Raw genomic sequence first — 15,735 nt, forward strand, 5'->3', positions numbered from 1 at the left:
CATGCCCTACCGCCCGCCGCTGGTGCCGTACGAGACCTTCGTGGCCGACCCGCCCGACCTGCCGGTGCGCGAGCCCGGCGAGGACGGTGCCGCGCTCGTCGGCCGGGCCGAACTGGTCACCACCGACGCGCACGGGATCGCCGTCAAGGCCACCCTGTCCGACGGGTCGAGCACGGTGGTCCGGGTGGACGCCGCCGGCGACGGCGTGATCCGGGTCCGCCTCGCCGACGACCCGCAGGCCCGCAGCCGCTCGGCCCGCGTCCTGCCGCTGGTGCACCCCGGCACCCACCCGGCCACCGTGACCGTCGAGGACACCCACGTACGCGTCGATGCCGGGGCGCTGGTCGCCGAGATCCGGCTCGACCCGTGGCACCTGGAGTTCCGCACCCCCGACGGGCGGCTGCTGCTGGCCCAGGACCGGGGCACCCGGGACATCAGCGGGCGGCGAAGGACCCTGCCGTTCGGCCGGTCCACCGTCGACGGCACACCGGTGGCCTGGCACGAGAGCTTCGTGGCCCCCGGCGACGAGAGGTTCGTCGGCTTCGGCGAGAAGTTCACCTCCCTGGACAAGCGGGGCCAACGGGCTCTGATGTGGAACTTCGACGCCTTCGGCGGGGAGTCCGACCGGTCGCACAAGAACGTGCCGTTCTACCTGTCCAACCGCGGCTACGGGGTGCTGGTCGACAGCGGGCTACCGGTGCAGTTCGACGTCTGCCAGTCCACCCACAGCAGCGTGCAGATCCTGGTCCCCGACGAGCTGCTCGACTACTACGTGCTCGCCGGCCCCACCCCGGCGCGGGTGCTCGACCGCTTCGACGCGCTCACCGGCCGGCCGTACCTGCCGCCACGCTGGGCGTTCGGGGCCTGGATCTCCTCCGGCTTCTTCCCCGACTCCCAGCAGCGGGTGCTGGAACGGGCCCGGACCATCCGCGACCGGGACATCCCCTGCGACGTGCTGCACCTGGACTGCTACTGGCAGGTCGCCGGCCGTTGGTCGGAACTGCGCTGGGACCGCGACGCGTTCCCCGACCCGGACGCGATGCTGCGCACCCTCGCCGAGCAGGGCTTCCGGGTCTGCCTGTGGATGAACCCGTACCTGATGACCGACAGCCCGCTGTACGCCGAGGCCGCCGAGGCCGGCTACTTCCTGCGCCGCCCCGACGGCGGCACGTACGTCGCCGACGTGTGGCACGGCAGCTACCCGCCCTGCGCCATCGTGGACCTCACCAACCCGGCGGCGGTGCGGTGGTTCACCGGGTTGCTGCGCCCGCTGCTCGCCCAGGGCGTCGCGGTGTTCAAGACCGACTTCGCCGAGGGGGTGCCGGCCGACGCGGTGGCCCACAACGGGATGACCGGCGTGGACCTGCACAACGTGTACGCGCTGCTGTTCAACGATGTGGTGGCCGCGGTCACCGAGGAGGTCGCCGGGCACCGGACGGTGTGGGCGCGCTCGTCGTACCTGGGCGGGCAGCGGCACAGCGTGCAGTGGAGCGGCGACGTCAACGCCACCTGGCCGGGGCTGGCCTCCACGCTGCGCGGCGGGCTGTCGCACGGGCTGTCCGGGGTGCCGTTCTGGAGCCACGACACCGGCGGCTTCCACGGCACCCCGGATCCGGAGCTGTACGTACGCTGGTCGCAGTTCGGGGCCCTGTCCCCGCTGGTCCGGTTGCACGGCACCACCAGCCGGCTGCCGTGGGACTTCCCGGCCGACGCGGAACGGCACGCGGTGCACGCGCTGCGGCTGCGCTACCGGCTGATGCCGTACCTCTGGTCGGCGGCGGTCCGGGCGGCCCGCACCGGCACGCCGGTGATGCGGGCGCTGCTGGTCGACACCCCGGACGACCCGACGGCCTGGACCACCGACCTGCAGTACCGCCTCGGCACCGACCTGCTGGTCGCGCCGATCCTCGACCCGTCCGGTGAGCGTGACGTCTACCTGCCGGTCGGCGACGACTGGATCGACGCCACCACCGGCGAGCGGCACACCGGCGGGCGGCACCTGCGGGTCCGCGTGCCGCTGTCCCGGATCCCGCTGTACGTGCGCCGGGGCACGCTGCTGCCCCTGCTGGTCGATTCGTCCGGCACGGTCGGCGAGGGGCCGTTCGGGGAGGTCACCCTGCTCTGCTGGGGGGCGACCGACGGGCGGACGGTGGTGCACGACATCGACGGCGACACCGAGATCGAGGCTGTCCGCGACGGTGCCGAGTTGCGGGTACGGACGCGAGGGCCGCTGCAGGTGGGGCAGCTGGTCCTCGTCGGGGTCGGCGACGCCGACCCACCGGCCCGGTTGCTGCTCAACGGTGGGGCGGTGACCGTTCGGTCCGCGCCCGGGATGTTTCCCGAGGCGGACTGACCGCCGGGTGCGACGTCCGTACCGGGCGGGGCGGGCGTCGCACCCGGCGGGCTGGGCCCCGGCAGCCGTGCGGGGTCAGCCCTTGATCGCCCCGGTGATCACACCCTTGGTGAAGTGCCGCTGCACGAACGGGTAGACGATCAGCGCGGGCACGACGGTCACCACCACCACCGCCATCTTGACCGCGAGCGTCGGCGGGTACGCGGTGACGCCGGGCAGGTTGACCGGGGTGCCGGAGACGTTGGGCGACTGCCCGGCCAGGATGTAGCTCTGCAGGACCCGCTGGATCGGGAACTTGTCGTTGGAGTCGATGTAGAGCAGCGCGTTGAAGTACACGTTCCAGTAGCCCACCGCGTAGAACAGGCCGACCACCGCCACCACCGCCTTGGACAGCGGCAGCACGACGCGGGTGAGGATGCGCAGCTCGCCGGCGCCGTCGATGCGGGCACTGTCGATCAGCTCGCCCGGCACATTCATGAAGAACGCCCGGATCACCACCAGGTTGAACACGCTGATCGCGCTGGGCAGGATCAGCGACCAGATGCTGTCCTTGAGCCCGAGGCCGGTGACCACCAGGTAGCTGGGCACCAGACCGGGGAAGATCAGGAACGTCAGCAGGAAGAAGAACAGCAGGCCACGGTGCGCCACCGAACCCGGCCGGGACAGCCCGTACGCGGCGAGCACGGTCAGGGTCAGGCTGACCCCGGTGCCGAGGACGGTCACCACGGTGCTGATCCACACCGCGCGGCTGACCTCGCCCCCGCTGAAGATCGTCAGGTAGGCCGACGGGTCGATCTCCCGGGGGACCAGCACCATGCCGCCGACCTCGTCGATGGTGCGGCGGGAGGCGAAGCTGGTCACCAGCACCGTCCACAGCGGCACGAGCACCGCCAGGACCAGCAGGGTCAGCACCGTTCCCTTGCCGAACAACCCGAGCGGGGTCGGCGGCTCCTCCCACACCGGGCGGCGGGAGCGGCGCCGGCCGCGCGGGGGCGGACCGGCCGACGGTACGGGCAGCGGCGTGGCGCCGCCGAGCTGCGTGGTCATGATCGGGAATACACCCCCTGCTCGCCGAGGCGGTGCGCGACGTGGTTGGCGGTCAGGATGAGGGCCAACCCGATCAGCGCCTTGAACAGGCCGGCGGCCGCCCCGAGCCCCCACTGCTGGGTGACCACGGCCTGGTGGTAGACGAACGTGTCGAGCACCTCGGCGGCCTGCCGGCCCACCGCGTCGCGCTGGAGGATGAACTGCTCGAAGCCCACCGACAGCGCGTCGCCGAGCCGCATGATGAGCAGCAGCACGATCACCGGACGCAGGCCGGGCAGGGTGATGTGCCACAGCCGCCGCCAGCGCCCGGCCCCGTCGGCGGCCGCCGCCTCGTACAGGTTCTGGTCGATCGCCGACAGCGCGGCCAGGAACACGATGGTGCCCCAGCCCAGGTCCTTCCAGACCGCCTCGGCGGTGACCAGCACGATGAACGTGTCCGGGTTGGTCATGATGTCGACCGGTTGCAGGCCGGCGTGGCGCATCTCCTGCGCCAGCAGGCCGGCCCCGCCCAGGGTTTGCACGAAGAACGTCACCACCAGCACCCAGCTGAAGAAGTGCGGCAGGTAGACCACGCTCTGCACGAAGCCGCGCACCCAGCCGGAGACGACGCTGTTGAGCAGCACGGCCAGCAGGATCGGCAGCGGGAAGAAGAACACCAGTTGGAACGCGGTGATGGTCAGCGTGTTGCGTACCGCGTCCCAGAACAGCGGGTCGCGGAACAGCGCCTCGAAGTTGCCGAAGCCGATCCACTCGCTGCCCAGGAACGCGTCCAGCGGGTCGTCGCCGACGAACGGGTTGTAGTCCTGGAAGGCGATGACGTTGCCCAACGTGGGCAGGTAGTGGAACACCAGCAGCAGTGCGGCGGCCGGGGCCGTCATCGCCAGCAACGGCCAGTCGCGGCGCAGCCGGGCCCGCAGGGATCGGCGGCCCCCGCGGGCCGGCGTACGCGGGGGCACGGCGGCCCGCCGGACCGCCGGCGCGGTCGACGCGCCGGCGGTGTCGGTGGTGCCCGGTGCGCTCATCGGCCGTTGTCGGCGAGCGCCTTCTCGTGGAACGCGCGCCCCTCCTCGCCGCCGGTGGCGAGGAACTCCTTGCGGACCTGGTCGAGGTCGCCGAGCGGGCGGCGCCCGCGCAGGATGTCCCGGATCTTGTCCTCGGTCGGTTGGATGATCTTCGACCAGTTCGCCGGCAGCTCCAGCTTGATCCCGGCGAACAGGTCCTTCTCCATCAGGGCGAGGTGCTTCTGGTAGTAGCCGATGTAGTCCTGCACGTAGTTCGGGGTGTCGCCGCTGCGCACCTTGACCGGCACCCGGCCGCCGATGTGGGTGTACTGCGCGCCCATCTCCTTGCGGCCCAGCTCGGTGGGGGTCGGGCTGCCGTCCGGGCCGCGGGTGAAGTGCTGGCCCTCGACGCCGTACTCACGCAGCTCGAACTCGCGGCTGCCGAACGGCGCGGCGCACCAGTCGAGCACCCGCAGCAGCTCGTCGACGCGCTCGTCGGGCAGGTCCTTCTTGACGAAGGTGTAGAAGACCGGCTTCTCGCTGCCCCAGATCACCGGCGTCGCGCCGGGCGCGCCGAAGACCGGCAGCGGTTGCATGTCGAAGCTGGGCAGCTCCTTGACCCGCTCGCTCTGCATGCCCTGCCACGCGCCGAGGCCGTCCTGGTACATCAGGATCTTGCCGGCCTTGAACAGTTGTTTCTCGTCGGCGCCCTTGCTGACCACGGTGTCCGGGTGCACCAGCCCTTCGGCGAACAACCGGGCGGTGAACTCCAGCGCGGCGGCGAAGGCCGGGTTCTCGAACTTGTGCTCCAGGCCGCCGTCGGGCTTCTTGCGCCAGTACTGCTGGCAGCCGTAGAACTGCTGGACCATGTCGAAGACGCTGCCGAAGGCCCAGACCCCCTTGGCCGGGTCGGTGAGCTGCTTGGCGTGATGGTGCAGTTCCTCCGGCGAGGTGGGCGCGGCCAGGCCGGCCCGGGCGAAGAGGTCCTTGCGGTGGAACAGGGCCCACCCGAACGGCCCGTCGGTGGGGAACGGCACCGCGTGGAGCCGTCCGCCCCAGACCGAGTACTCCCAGGCACCGGTGGGCAGCGACGCGAGGTACGGGTACCGGGCGGCGGCGTCGCCCTTGAGCTGGTCGGTGAGGTCGGTGAACAGCGCCTTGACCGCGTCGGAGAACCGGGCGACCTTGTCCACCTCCCAGTTCGGCACGCAGAGCAGGTCCGGCACGTCCCGGGCACCGAGCATGGCGTTGAGCTTGTCGGCGTACAGGTTGCCGTCCTGGAGGCTGGGGTCGACCTCGACGCCGAGCTTGGCGTTGACCGCGGCGAGGTAGGCGTTGCGGCCGGCCGGCGGCGGGGTGGGTCCCCACCAGGGACTCATGGTGCGGATCGGCGCCCCGCCGCGGCCCGGCTGCTCGGTCACCGCGTCGACCAGCTGCCGCGGGTAGGTGAGGTAGCCGTCGGGGATCGGGCCCTCCCCGACGATGTCCGGCTTGAGCACCTCGGCGGGCTGGTAGGTGGGCAGCACGGACCGGATCGCGTCGGCGCCGGTGGCGCTGCCCTTGCTGCCGGCCTCCTTGCTGCACGCGGTCAGTCCGGTGCCGCCCAGGGTCGCGGCGGCGCCCAGGCCGGCGAGGCGCAGCACGGTCCGGCGGTCGGTGGATGCGCCCGGCAGGGACGGCTTCACGGCGCACTCCCTTCGTGGTGGGTATCGGGTTTGCCGGGCGTCCCGCCTCGGCTAGAGTTAGTTGGGGTTCTAGCCGAATAAACTAATCGACGGGCATGCGTCCCCACAAGACAGGCGTGCCGGCGGCGCGCACCGCCGGAACGCGGTACGCGATGATGGACGCGCCACCGTCGGGACCCCCGCACCGCCGGCGCAGGGAGCGAACAGATCGTGATCAGCATCGACGCCGAACCGCAGCCGAGCGACCTCGGCGACGTACGGGTCGCCAACCGGGCCGTGGTGCTACGCCACGTCCGCCTGCACGCGCCCTGTTCCCGGGCCGACATCGCCGCGCACACCGGCCTGAACAAGGCCACCGTGTCCAGCCTGGTCACCGAGCTGATCGACCGCCGGCTGCTGCGCGAGACCGGGCTGACCGAGAACCGGATCGGCCGGCCGGCCACCATGCTCGTGCTCGACGGGTCCCGCTACGCGTCCCTCGGCGCCCAGATCGAGGCCGACGAACTGGTGGTGGTCGCCGTCGACCCCGCCGGGAGCCGGCTGCTCACCTGGCGGCGGGCCGCCACCGCCGGCGCACCCGGGGACACCGTCCGGGCCCTCGCGGCCCTGGCCCGGCGCGCGGTCGGGCGGCTCACCGCGCAGGACCGTACCGTCCTCGGGCTCACCGTCGCGGTGCCCGGACTCGTCGACGCCGCCGGCGCGGTGCCGCTGGCCGGCGCCCTCGGCTGGCGCGACGTGCCGCTCGCGGCGGACCTGCGCGCCGCGCTGCGCGACCCCGGAATCGCCGTCGGAGTGGACAGCGCCGCCCACCTCGCCGTGCTGGCCGAACAGCGCTACGGCGGGCACGCCGGCACCACCGACCTGGTGCACCTCACCGGCGGCGTCGCGGTCGCCGCCGGGGTGATCGCCGGCGGCCGGTTGCTGCGTGGCAGCCGGGGGTTCGCCGGCGCCATCGGCCATCTCGGCCTGGACGAGTCCGGGCCGCCGTGCGAGTGCGGGCGGCGCGGATGCCTCACCGCCCTGACCGGGCTGCCCGCCGTGATCCGCCGGCTGCTGCCGGACGTCGACGCCGACGGTCCGCCGACCGACCTGCTGCCCGACCTGGAACGCCTGCACGTGCTGGCCCGCACCGGCGACGCCGGCGTGCACGCCGGCCTGGCCGACGTCGGCCGCGATCTCGGCCGGGGGATCGCCGTGCTGGCGAACCTGCTCAACCCCGAGGCCGTCGTGCTGGGCGGTCACTTCGCGACGCTGGCCCCCTGGCTGTTGCCGGCGGCCCGATCGGAGCTGGCCGCCCGGACCTACGCCCCGGGTGCCGGCGGCTGCCGGGTCGACGCGTCCACCCTGGACCGCATCGCACCGGCCCTGGGCGGCGCCACCGCCGCCCTGTCCACCGTCGAATCCGGCCGGCTGCCCGCCGGCTGAACGGCGCACCGGGCGAACGGCGACCGGCGGTCCCGGCCCGGGGCCTTGACCGGGGCGGGTCGCGGTGCCAACCTCGAACGAGCCGTCCCGTCCGGGCAACCGGGGCGGCCATTCTTCGCACGGTTGTCGAAACGCTTCGCCAGCGTCCGGGCCGACACCGCGCCACCCCACCATGCGATCCCACTCACCTTCCGGTCCGCTCGTCGAAGCGCTTCGACGGCGCCGGTCGGCGAGTCACGGAAGGCGACCACCATGACCGACAGCGTTGCCCCGCCCCGGGCCCGCCTCGACGACCTGCTACGCCAGCTCACCCTGCCGGAGAAGATCGGCCTGCTGCACCAGTGGCAGGCCGCCGTGCCCCGGCTCGGCCTGCCCCCGTTCCGGACCGGCACCGAGGCGCTGCACGGCGTCGCCTGGCTCGGCCCGGCCACCGTCTTCCCGCAGGCGCTGGGCCTGGCCAGCACCTGGAACCCCGATCTCGTCGAGGCGGTGGGCGCCGCCGTCGGCGTGGAGGTCCGCGCCAAGCACGAGGCCGACCCGACCGTCGGGCTCAACGTGTGGGCCCCGGTGGTCAACCCGCTGCGCGATCCCCGGTGGGGACGCAACGAGGAGGGCTGGTCGGAGGACACCGGACTGACCGCGCGGCTGGCCACCGCGTACGCCCACGGCCTGCGCGGTGACCACCCGAGCCGGCTGCGCACCGCGCCGACGCTCAAGCACTTCCTCGGCTACAACAACGAGACCGACCGCGCCATCACCTCCAGCGACCTGCCGCCCCGGGTGCTGCACGAGTACGAACTACCCGCCTTCCGCGCCCCGCTCGCCGCCGGCGCGGCGGTGGCCGTGATGGCCTCTTACAACCTGGTCAACGGGGTGCCGGCGCACCTGAGCCCGCTGCTGGCCGGCGAACTGCGCCGCTGGTCGCCGGACGTGCTGGTGGTCGGCGACGCCCTCGCGGTCGGCAACATCGCCGGGGTGCAGGCGTACCTGCCCGACCACGTCGCCGGCTTCGCCGCCGCCCTGCGCGCCGGCATCGACAGCTTCACCGAGGACGACGCCGACAGCGGTCCCACCGTCGCCCGGATCAGCGAGGCCCTGGACCGGGGGCTGATCGACGTCGCCGACGTCGACGCGGCGGTCCGCCGGATCCTCGGCGTCCGGCTGCGCCTGGGTGACCTGGACCCGCCGGGGGCCGACCCGTTCGCCGGGGTCTCCCCCGACGTGGTCGACTGCCCCGCCCACCGCGAGCTGGCCCGGGAGGCCGCCCGGCAGTCGGTGGTGCTGCTGCGCAACGACGCCCTGCTCCCCCTCGACGAGACGGTGCGGGTGGCGGTGCTCGGCCCGCTGGCCGACACCGTGCACACCGACTGGTACAGCGGCACCCTGCCGTACGCGGTGACCCTGCACGCGGCGCTGGCCGGGCGGCTGCCGGCGGTCACCGGCCACCCCGGCGTCGACCGGATCGCGCTGCGTGTCGGTGACCGTGCGGTGGGGTGCCCGGCCACCGCCGACGGCGGAGTGCTCACCCTCGGCGACGAGCCGGCCGCCTTCGACGTGTTCGACTGGGGCCGCGACACGGTGGCGCTGCGGGCCGCCGGCAACGGCCGGCACATCGGCGCCACCGACGACGGCGCGCTGGTCAACGACCGTCCCGGACCGGGCGGCTGGGTGGTCCGGGAGACGTTCCGCTTCCACCACCGGGCAGACGGGACGGTCCTGCTGCACCACCTGGCCACCGACCGGTACGTCACCGTCGACGACGACGGCCGGCTGCGCGTCGACGGTGACGGCCCCGGCTCGGCCACCGCCTTCGAGGTGGACCTGATCGTCGACGGGCCGGCCGCGGCCGCCGCGCTGGCCGCCGACGCGGACGTGGCGGTGGTGGCACTGGGCAACCACCCGATGGTCAACGGGCGGGAGACCGAGGACCGCGTCGACCTGGAACTGCCGCGCGGCCAGGAGGAGCTGCTGCGGGCGGTGCGCGCCGCCAATCCCCGTACCGTGCTGGTGCTCACCAGCGGCTACCCGTACGGCCTCGGGTGGGCGCAGGAACACCTGCCGGCGCTGCTGTGGTCGGCGCACGGCGGCCAGGAGCACGGCACCGCGCTGACCGACGTGCTGCTCGGCGACGCCGACCCCGCCGGGCGGCTCACCCAGACCTGGCACGCCGACGCCGGTGAGCTGCCCGACCTGCTCGACTACGACGTGATCGGCGCGGACGCCACCTACCTCTACCACCGGGGCGAACCGTTGTACCCGTTCGGCCATGGCCTGAGCTACACCGAGTTCACCTACTCCGAGCTGCGGTGCGGCACGGACCTCGCCGCCCTCGGCGAGGAGGTGCCGGTGCAGGTCGAGGTGACCAACACCGGTGCCCGCCCCGGCGTCGAGGTCGTGCAGCTCTACACCCGGCAGCGGCGCTCGCGGGTCAAGCAACCGCTGCGCCACCTGCGCGACTTCGTCCGGATCACCCTGGATCCCGGGCAGCGGCGCACGGTCACGCTGCGGCTGCGTACCGACGACCTGGCCTGGTGGGACGAGACCCGGGGTGGCCTCGTCGTCGAGGACGCCACGCACACCCTGATGGTGGGCCGGTCCGCGCGCGACGTCCGGCTGCTCGGCGCGCTGCGGGTACGCGGCGGACCGGTCGACGCGGTCCCCACCGCCACCCCGCACGACGCGGGCCGGCGGCGATGACGGCCGGCACGCCACGGCTCTCCGGCCAGCCGACCATCGTGGACGTGGCCCGGCACGCCGGGGTGGCGGTCAGCACCGTGTCGTACGTGCTCAGCGGCAAACGCACGATCTCCGCCGGAACCCGGGACCGGGTGCTCTCCAGCATCCGTCTGCTCGGCTACCACCCGCACGCCGGTGCCCGGGCCCTGGCCAGCCGGCGGGCGAACGTGGTCGCCCTGGTGCTGCCGCTGCGCAGCGGCATCCAGGTACCGGTGGTGATGCAGTTCGCCACCGCCGTGGTGACCTCGGCCCGCCGGCACGACCACGACGTGCTGCTGCTCACCTCCGACGAGGGACCGGCCGGGCTGCGACGCATCGCCGCCGGGGCGCTTGTCGACGGCATCCTGTTGATGGACGTGGAGCTGGACGACGCCCGGGTGCCGCTGCTGCGGGAGCTGGGCCGCCCCAGCGTGCTGATCGGCCTGCCCGCCGACACCACCGGGCTGACCTGCGTGGACCTGGACTTCGACCGGGCCGGTGACGTCTGCGTCGATCACCTCGCCCGGCTGGGACACCGGCGGATCGGCCTGCTCGGCGCGCCCGCCGCGGTCTACCGGCGGGGCACCGGCTTCGCCCACCGCACCCTGTCCGGGGTGACCCGGGGGGCGTCCCGGCACGGCGTGGACGTGGTGAGCACGCCCTGCGAGGAGAGCGCCACCGACGTGCGGCGTACGGTGGCGGACCTGCTGGCGCGGGGCGTGACCGGGCTGGTGGTGCAGAACGAGTCGGCGGTCGGCCCGGCCCTGGCCGCGCTGGCCGAGCTGGGCCGGCGGGTTCCCGACGATGTGTCGGTGGTGGCGATCTGCCCGGACCCGTTCGCCGCCCAGGCCAGCCCGATGCTGACCTCGGTGCCGGTGCCGGCCGAGGAGATCGGCCGGCAGGCGGTGACGCTGCTGATGGCCAAGCTGGCCGGCGAGCCGGTGCCGGAGACCACGCTGCTCCCACCCCGGTTGACCGTGCGGGACAGCACCGCCGCCCCGGGCGGTGCGCCCCGGTGACCCCGCCCCCGTCGGCCCACCGCCTCGTCGACACCGCCCCGGCCACCTGCTGGCAGGACGCGTTCCTCGCCGGCAACGGCGAGTACGGGATCATGGTGTCCGGCGCGGCGTACGCGGAGCGGATCGTCTGCAACCACCACCGGTACGTGCTGCCCAACGGCACCCGGCACGCCCGCCCGCCGGAGCTGGCCGCGCTGCTGCCCCGGATCCGGGAGCTGATCCTCACCGGCCGGCAGGCCGAGGCGGGCGTGCTGCTGGCCGGTGCCGGGCCGCTGCGCTGGACCCAGTCGTACCATCCGGGGTTCGCCCTGACCGTCGACGCCGAGGATCGGCAGGTGCACGACTACCGGCGGGTGACCGAATTCGGCACCGGAGAGGTCACCGTTCAGTGGTCCGGCGGGCGGCGACGGTCGTTCGTGTCCCGCACCGACCGGCTCGTGGTGACCGAGGTGGCGATGGGGCCGTGCACCGTCGGCGCGACCGGTGACCTGCCGGGCCGGCCGGACGGGGTGCGCTACGCGAGCGTCGCGTACCGGCGGGGTGGGCTGGTGTTCCTGCGGATCCGGGGCCGCTACCCCGACGCCGGCGGCGCGTACGGCTTCGAGGGGCTGACCCTGGTGCGCGGCGACGCCGAACCGGACGGCGACCGGGTGCGGGTGCGTGGGCCGGCGCTGCTGACCACGGTGCTGCACCGGGTGGACACCCCGGCCTGGCGGACCCGGGAGGGCGAGCGGCGACTGACCGCCGCGCCGGGCGACTACGACACGCTGCTGGCCCGGCACCTGCCCCGGCACACCGAGCCGTACCGGCGGGTGAGCCTGGACCTGGGCGTGCCCGACGCCGATCGGGAGCTGCCGGTCGGCGCGCTGCTCGACCGGCAGGCGGCCAGCCCGGACCGGCTCGACCCGGCACTGCTGGAGCGCCTGTTCCACGCCGGCCGGTACCTGCTGCTCAGCGCCTCCGGGGTGCTGCCGCCCCGGTTGACCGGGCTGTGGCTGGGCTCCTGGGACGCCGCCTGGGCGGGTGACTTCACCACCGACGCGAACCTCAATCTCCAGCTCGCCGGGGCGAACCTCGGCGCGTTGCCGGAGGTCACCGCCGCACACGCCCGGCTGGTCGGCGACCAGGTCGACGACTGGCGGCGCAACGCCCGGGCGGTCTACGGCGTGGCCGGGCTGCTCGCGCCCAGCCGCACCGACGGCGAACACGGCCACCTGTTCCACCTGCACCCGAAGTGGCCGTTCGCCGCGTGGCTGCCGGGGGCGCACTGGCTGCTGTTCCCCCTGTACGAGCACCACCGGGTGACCGGGGAACCGCTCGGCCCGGTGGCCGGCTGGCTGGTCGAGGTGGCGGAGTTCTTCGCCGGCATCCTCACCGTGACCGGCGACGACGGGCGGCTGGTGATCGTGCCGTCGTACTCGGCGGAGACCGGCCCGTTGGACCACGACAACCGGCCGCAGCCGGCGGCGGTGAACGCGACGATGGACATCGCCGCCGCCCGGCACGCCTTCCGGGTGGCCGCCGAGCTGACCGGCGAGGATCGGTGGACGGCCCTGGCCGCGCGGCTGCCCGACTACCTCGTCGACGGGCGCGGGGCCCTGACCGAGTGGGCGTGGCCGGGCTACCGCGCCGACGACGACCACCGGCACGTCAGCCACCTGTACCCGGTGTGGCCACTGGGCGAGATCGACCCGGACGACACGCCCGCCCTGGCCGCGGCCGCGCACCGGGCGTTGACGGTGCGCGGCGACGAGGACCGCTCGGCGCACGGCGGCCTGCACCGGGCCCTGGCCGCGGCGCGGCTGCGCGACGCGGACCTGGTGGCGGCGAACCTGCGCAGGATCGTGGGGGCGGACATGTTCTTCCGGTCGCTGATGAGCGCGCACAACCCGGGGCGGGTCACCTACAACGCGGACGCCGCGCACACCCTGCCGGCGGTGCTGATCGAGGCGCTCGTGCACGCCCGCGGCGACGTGGTGCGGCTGCTGCCGGCACTACCGCCGGACCTGCGGCGCGGAGTGCTGCGCGGGGTACGGCTGCCCGGCCGGCTCACCGTGACCGAGCTGGCGTGGGGCGACGGCCGGGTACGCGTCGTGCTGACCAGTGCGGTCGACCGGCGGGTCCGGGTGACGGTGGCCGACCGGTGGCACCCGGTCGAGCTGGCCGCCGGGGCGCCGGCGGACCTGACCCTCGCCTGGCGTCCGGCCGGCCCCTGACCGGCTCGGCGGCGATGCTGGCGCTCAGGTCGTCCGGGACCGCCACCACCGCTGCCACCAGCCGCGCCGCCACCGTCCGGCGGACGGGGTCGGTGCCACCGGGGGTACCGGCGGCCGGTCCACCGGGGCGGCGCGCCGGCGGTCCTCCCGCCAGCGGCGTACGGTGTCGTCGGCGTTGACCGGCCGCACCACCACCCGGGGCCCGGACGGGTTGCGCAGCCAGGAGATGATCTCCGTGTTCAGGACCGCGACGAAGGCGCGCACCGACTCCTCGGTGGGCAGGTCCCGCACCTCGGCGGGCACCTGCTCGATCTTTCGCCGCAACAGCAGCGGGGTGGGCAGCAGCAGGTCGCTGGGCAGGGACTCGCGCTCCAGGAAACTCTTGATCCACCACGCCTCGTCGTAGGGCAGGTTCCGGCCGGGGATCGGCTTGCCCATGCCGGGCAGGTTGTCGAACTCGCCGCGCTCCTGGGCGCCGCGGATCTGCGCCTCGACCGTCGCTTCCCAGCTGTCCATGTCCCCGCCACCTCCCGGGCCACCGTAACGCGGGCGGCCGGGGCGGGGCCGCCGGGAGAATTCAGCGCAGCGGGCGTACCTGGCATTCCCGGCGTCAGCCTGCCGGGCGGGCCCGCACGTGCGCCCGCTCCCCCTGCGGGCCGAAGAGAATCAGCAGCTCGGCGGGCTCGTCGGCGGCGTTGGCCAGCCAGTGCGGCACCCGGGTGTCGAACTCGGCGACCTCGCCCTCGGTGAGGACCAGGTCACGTGCCCCGAGCACCAGCCGCAGGCGTCCCGACAGCACGTAGAGCCACTCGTATCCCTCGTGGCTGCGCGGGTCCGGCTCACCGCCCGGCGTCCCCGCCGGCATGATCAGCTTGAACGCCCGCACTCCCCCGGGCCGGCGGGTCAGCGGCAGGTAGGTGACGCCGTGCCGGCGCACCGGGCGGGGGTGTACGCGCGGGTCACCGGTGGGTGGGGCGTCGACCAGTTCGTCCAGCGGTACCTGGTGGGCCTGGGCCAGCGGCAGCAGCAGCTCCAGGGTGGGCCGGCGCTGGCCGGACTCCAGCCGGGACAGGGTGCTCACCGAGATGCCGGTGGTGCGGGACAGCTGGGCCAGGGTGGTGCCGGTGCGCTCGCGCAGGGCCCGCAGGCGCGGACCGACCGCGGACAGCACGTCGCCGAGGTCACTCATCCCGCGATGTTGCCATACCAGCAAGAACATTTGCCATACTGCGACGGCCGGCGCATCGTCGCAACCGACGGCGGGGCGGACAGCCCGGCCGGAGACGAGGGGGGAAGGACCATGCGTGAGACGTACGACGTGGTGGTGGTCGGTGGCGGCGCCGCCGGGCTGAGCGGGGCGTTGGCCCTGGCGCGGGCCCGCCGGTCGGTGCTGGTGGTGGACGCCGGCGCGCCGCGCAACGCGCCCGCCGGACACGTGCACAACTTCCTGACCCGCGACGGCACGCCACCGGCGGAGCTACTGGCCGCCGGTCGGGCCGAGGTCACCGGGTACGGCGCAGAGGTCGTCACCGGCACGGTCGCCGCGGCGGAGCGGGTCGACGGCGGGTTCCGGCTTGCGCTGGCCGGGGGCGGCGCGGTGGGCGCCCGGCGGCTGCTGGTGACCACCGGTCTGGTCGACGAGCTGCCCGAGGTCGCGGGCCTGGCGGCGCGGTGGGGCCGGGACGTGCTGCACTGCCCGTACTGCCACGGGTGGGAGGTGCGTGACCAGCCGATCGGGGTGCTGGCCACCGGGCCTCTGGCCGTGCACCAGGCGTTGCTGTGGCGGCAGTGGAGCGCCGACGTGACGATGTTCCGGCACACCGCGCCCGCGTTCGGCGACGAGGAGCAGGAGCAGCTCGCCGCCCGCGACGTCGCGGTGGTCGACGGCGAGGTCGCCGCCCTGGAGGTCGCCGACGACCGGCTCACCGGGGTCCGGTTGGTCTCCGGCCTGGTGGTGCCCCGCGCCGCCCTGGTCGTCGCGCCACGCTTCGCGGCGCGCGCCGACCTGCTGACCGGTCTCGGCCTGACCGCGGCGCCGCAGGAGATGGGCGGGCACGTGATCGGCACGGCGGTGTCCGCCGACGCGTCCGGCGCCACCGACGTGCCCGGCGTGTGGGTGGCCGGCAACGTCGCCGACCCGCGCCTGCAGGTGATCGGTGCCGCCGCGGCCGGCCTGAACGCCGGGGCGATGATCAACGCGGACCTGATGGCGGAGGACACCCGGCGGGCGGTCGCCGCGCGCCGCGCCGGCTGACGGCAGACGCCGGACGTGTA

11 protein-coding genes are annotated in these 15,735 nt (G+C 74.3%); 6 read left to right on the plus strand and 5 right to left on the minus strand.

All coding sequences use genetic code 11. The features are described 5' to 3' along the window. Nucleotide 1 precedes the first annotated feature (1 nt). Entirely contained in the window at nucleotides 2-2,353 is a 2,352-nt protein-coding gene (locus tag D7223_RS24340; protein ID WP_120730757.1) for a TIM-barrel domain-containing protein, read from the plus strand. Between the two features lie 75 nt (nucleotides 2,354-2,428). On the opposite strand, the gene D7223_RS24345 is transcribed toward D7223_RS24340, so the two are convergent. Genes D7223_RS24345 through D7223_RS24355 form a run of 3 tightly spaced genes read right to left on the minus strand, consistent with a single transcriptional unit; the run spans nucleotide 2,429 to nucleotide 6,086 of the window. Further along, complete coding sequence (locus D7223_RS24345) at nucleotides 2,429-3,400, minus strand: carbohydrate ABC transporter permease (RefSeq protein ID WP_120730758.1); 972 nt, start codon at nucleotides 3,398-3,400, stop codon at nucleotides 2,429-2,431. Then, a complete protein-coding gene (locus D7223_RS24350; RefSeq protein ID WP_120730759.1) occupies nucleotides 3,397-4,422 on the minus strand; it encodes an ABC transporter permease in 1,026 nt (341 codons plus the stop codon). Before D7223_RS24350 ends, D7223_RS24345 begins: the two co-directional genes overlap by 4 nt. Further along, entirely contained in the window at nucleotides 4,419-6,086 is a 1,668-nt protein-coding gene (locus tag D7223_RS24355) for an extracellular solute-binding protein (RefSeq protein ID WP_120730760.1), read from the minus strand. The genes D7223_RS24350 and D7223_RS24355 overlap by 4 nt, the downstream gene beginning before the upstream one ends. Before the next feature lie 210 nt (nucleotides 6,087-6,296). Here D7223_RS24355 and D7223_RS24360 point away from each other — a divergent pair, with 210 nt between their 5' ends. The 4 genes from D7223_RS24360 (at nucleotide 6,297) to D7223_RS24375 (ending at nucleotide 13,461) form a co-directional block, all read left to right on the plus strand. Continuing rightward, nucleotides 6,297-7,511, plus strand: a complete 1,215-nt coding sequence (locus D7223_RS24360) for an ROK family transcriptional regulator (RefSeq protein WP_120730761.1) — start codon at nucleotides 6,297-6,299, stop codon at nucleotides 7,509-7,511. A gap of 252 nt (nucleotides 7,512-7,763) precedes the next feature. Continuing rightward, complete coding sequence (locus D7223_RS24365) at nucleotides 7,764-10,208, plus strand: glycoside hydrolase family 3 C-terminal domain-containing protein (protein ID WP_120730762.1); 2,445 nt, start codon at nucleotides 7,764-7,766, stop codon at nucleotides 10,206-10,208. After that, the gene (locus D7223_RS24370; protein WP_120730763.1) at nucleotides 10,205-11,245 is read left to right on the plus strand and encodes a LacI family DNA-binding transcriptional regulator; all 1,041 of its coding nucleotides are present in this window, start codon (nucleotides 10,205-10,207) and stop codon (nucleotides 11,243-11,245) included. The genes D7223_RS24365 and D7223_RS24370 overlap by 4 nt, the downstream gene beginning before the upstream one ends. Next, entirely contained in the window at nucleotides 11,242-13,461 is a 2,220-nt protein-coding gene (locus tag D7223_RS24375; protein ID WP_120730764.1) for a glycosyl hydrolase family 95 catalytic domain-containing protein, read from the plus strand. The genes D7223_RS24370 and D7223_RS24375 overlap by 4 nt, the downstream gene beginning before the upstream one ends. A gap of 24 nt (nucleotides 13,462-13,485) precedes the next feature. Here D7223_RS24375 and D7223_RS24380 read toward each other — a convergent pair whose 3' ends face one another. Next, complete coding sequence (locus D7223_RS24380) at nucleotides 13,486-13,977, minus strand: DnaJ family domain-containing protein (protein WP_120730765.1); 492 nt, start codon at nucleotides 13,975-13,977, stop codon at nucleotides 13,486-13,488. A gap of 94 nt (nucleotides 13,978-14,071) precedes the next feature. Next, on the minus strand, nucleotides 14,072-14,650 hold the full coding sequence (locus D7223_RS24385; protein WP_120730766.1) for a helix-turn-helix domain-containing protein: 579 nt from the start codon (nucleotides 14,648-14,650) through the stop codon (nucleotides 14,072-14,074). A gap of 111 nt (nucleotides 14,651-14,761) precedes the next feature. Between D7223_RS24385 and D7223_RS24390 the strand changes: the two genes are divergently transcribed. Continuing rightward, the gene (locus D7223_RS24390) at nucleotides 14,762-15,715 is read left to right on the plus strand and encodes an NAD(P)/FAD-dependent oxidoreductase (protein WP_120730767.1); all 954 of its coding nucleotides are present in this window, start codon (nucleotides 14,762-14,764) and stop codon (nucleotides 15,713-15,715) included. The last annotated feature ends 20 nt before the right edge of the window (nucleotides 15,716-15,735 follow it).

The organism is Micromonospora endolithica (assembly GCF_003626595.1).
Classification (GTDB): domain Bacteria; phylum Actinomycetota; class Actinomycetes; order Mycobacteriales; family Micromonosporaceae; genus Micromonospora; species Micromonospora endolithica.

Coding starts and splice junctions, on each gene's coding strand:
- D7223_RS24385 (WP_120730766.1), bottom strand. CDS start 14,650: ATGAGTGACCTCGGCGACGTGCTGTCCGCGGTCGGTCCGCGCCTGCGG.
- D7223_RS24390 (WP_120730767.1), top strand. CDS start 14,762: ATGCGTGAGACGTACGACGTGGTGGTGGTCGGTGGCGGCGCCGCCGGG.
- D7223_RS24350 (WP_120730759.1), bottom strand. CDS start 4,422: ATGAGCGCACCGGGCACCACCGACACCGCCGGCGCGTCGACCGCGCCG.
- D7223_RS24345 (WP_120730758.1), bottom strand. CDS start 3,400: ATGACCACGCAGCTCGGCGGCGCCACGCCGCTGCCCGTACCGTCGGCC.
- D7223_RS24365 (WP_120730762.1), top strand. CDS start 7,764: ATGACCGACAGCGTTGCCCCGCCCCGGGCCCGCCTCGACGACCTGCTA.
- D7223_RS24380 (WP_120730765.1), bottom strand. CDS start 13,977: ATGGACAGCTGGGAAGCGACGGTCGAGGCGCAGATCCGCGGCGCCCAG.
- D7223_RS24370 (WP_120730763.1), top strand. CDS start 10,205: ATGACGGCCGGCACGCCACGGCTCTCCGGCCAGCCGACCATCGTGGAC.
- D7223_RS24340 (WP_120730757.1), top strand. CDS start 2: ATGCCCTACCGCCCGCCGCTGGTGCCGTACGAGACCTTCGTGGCCGAC.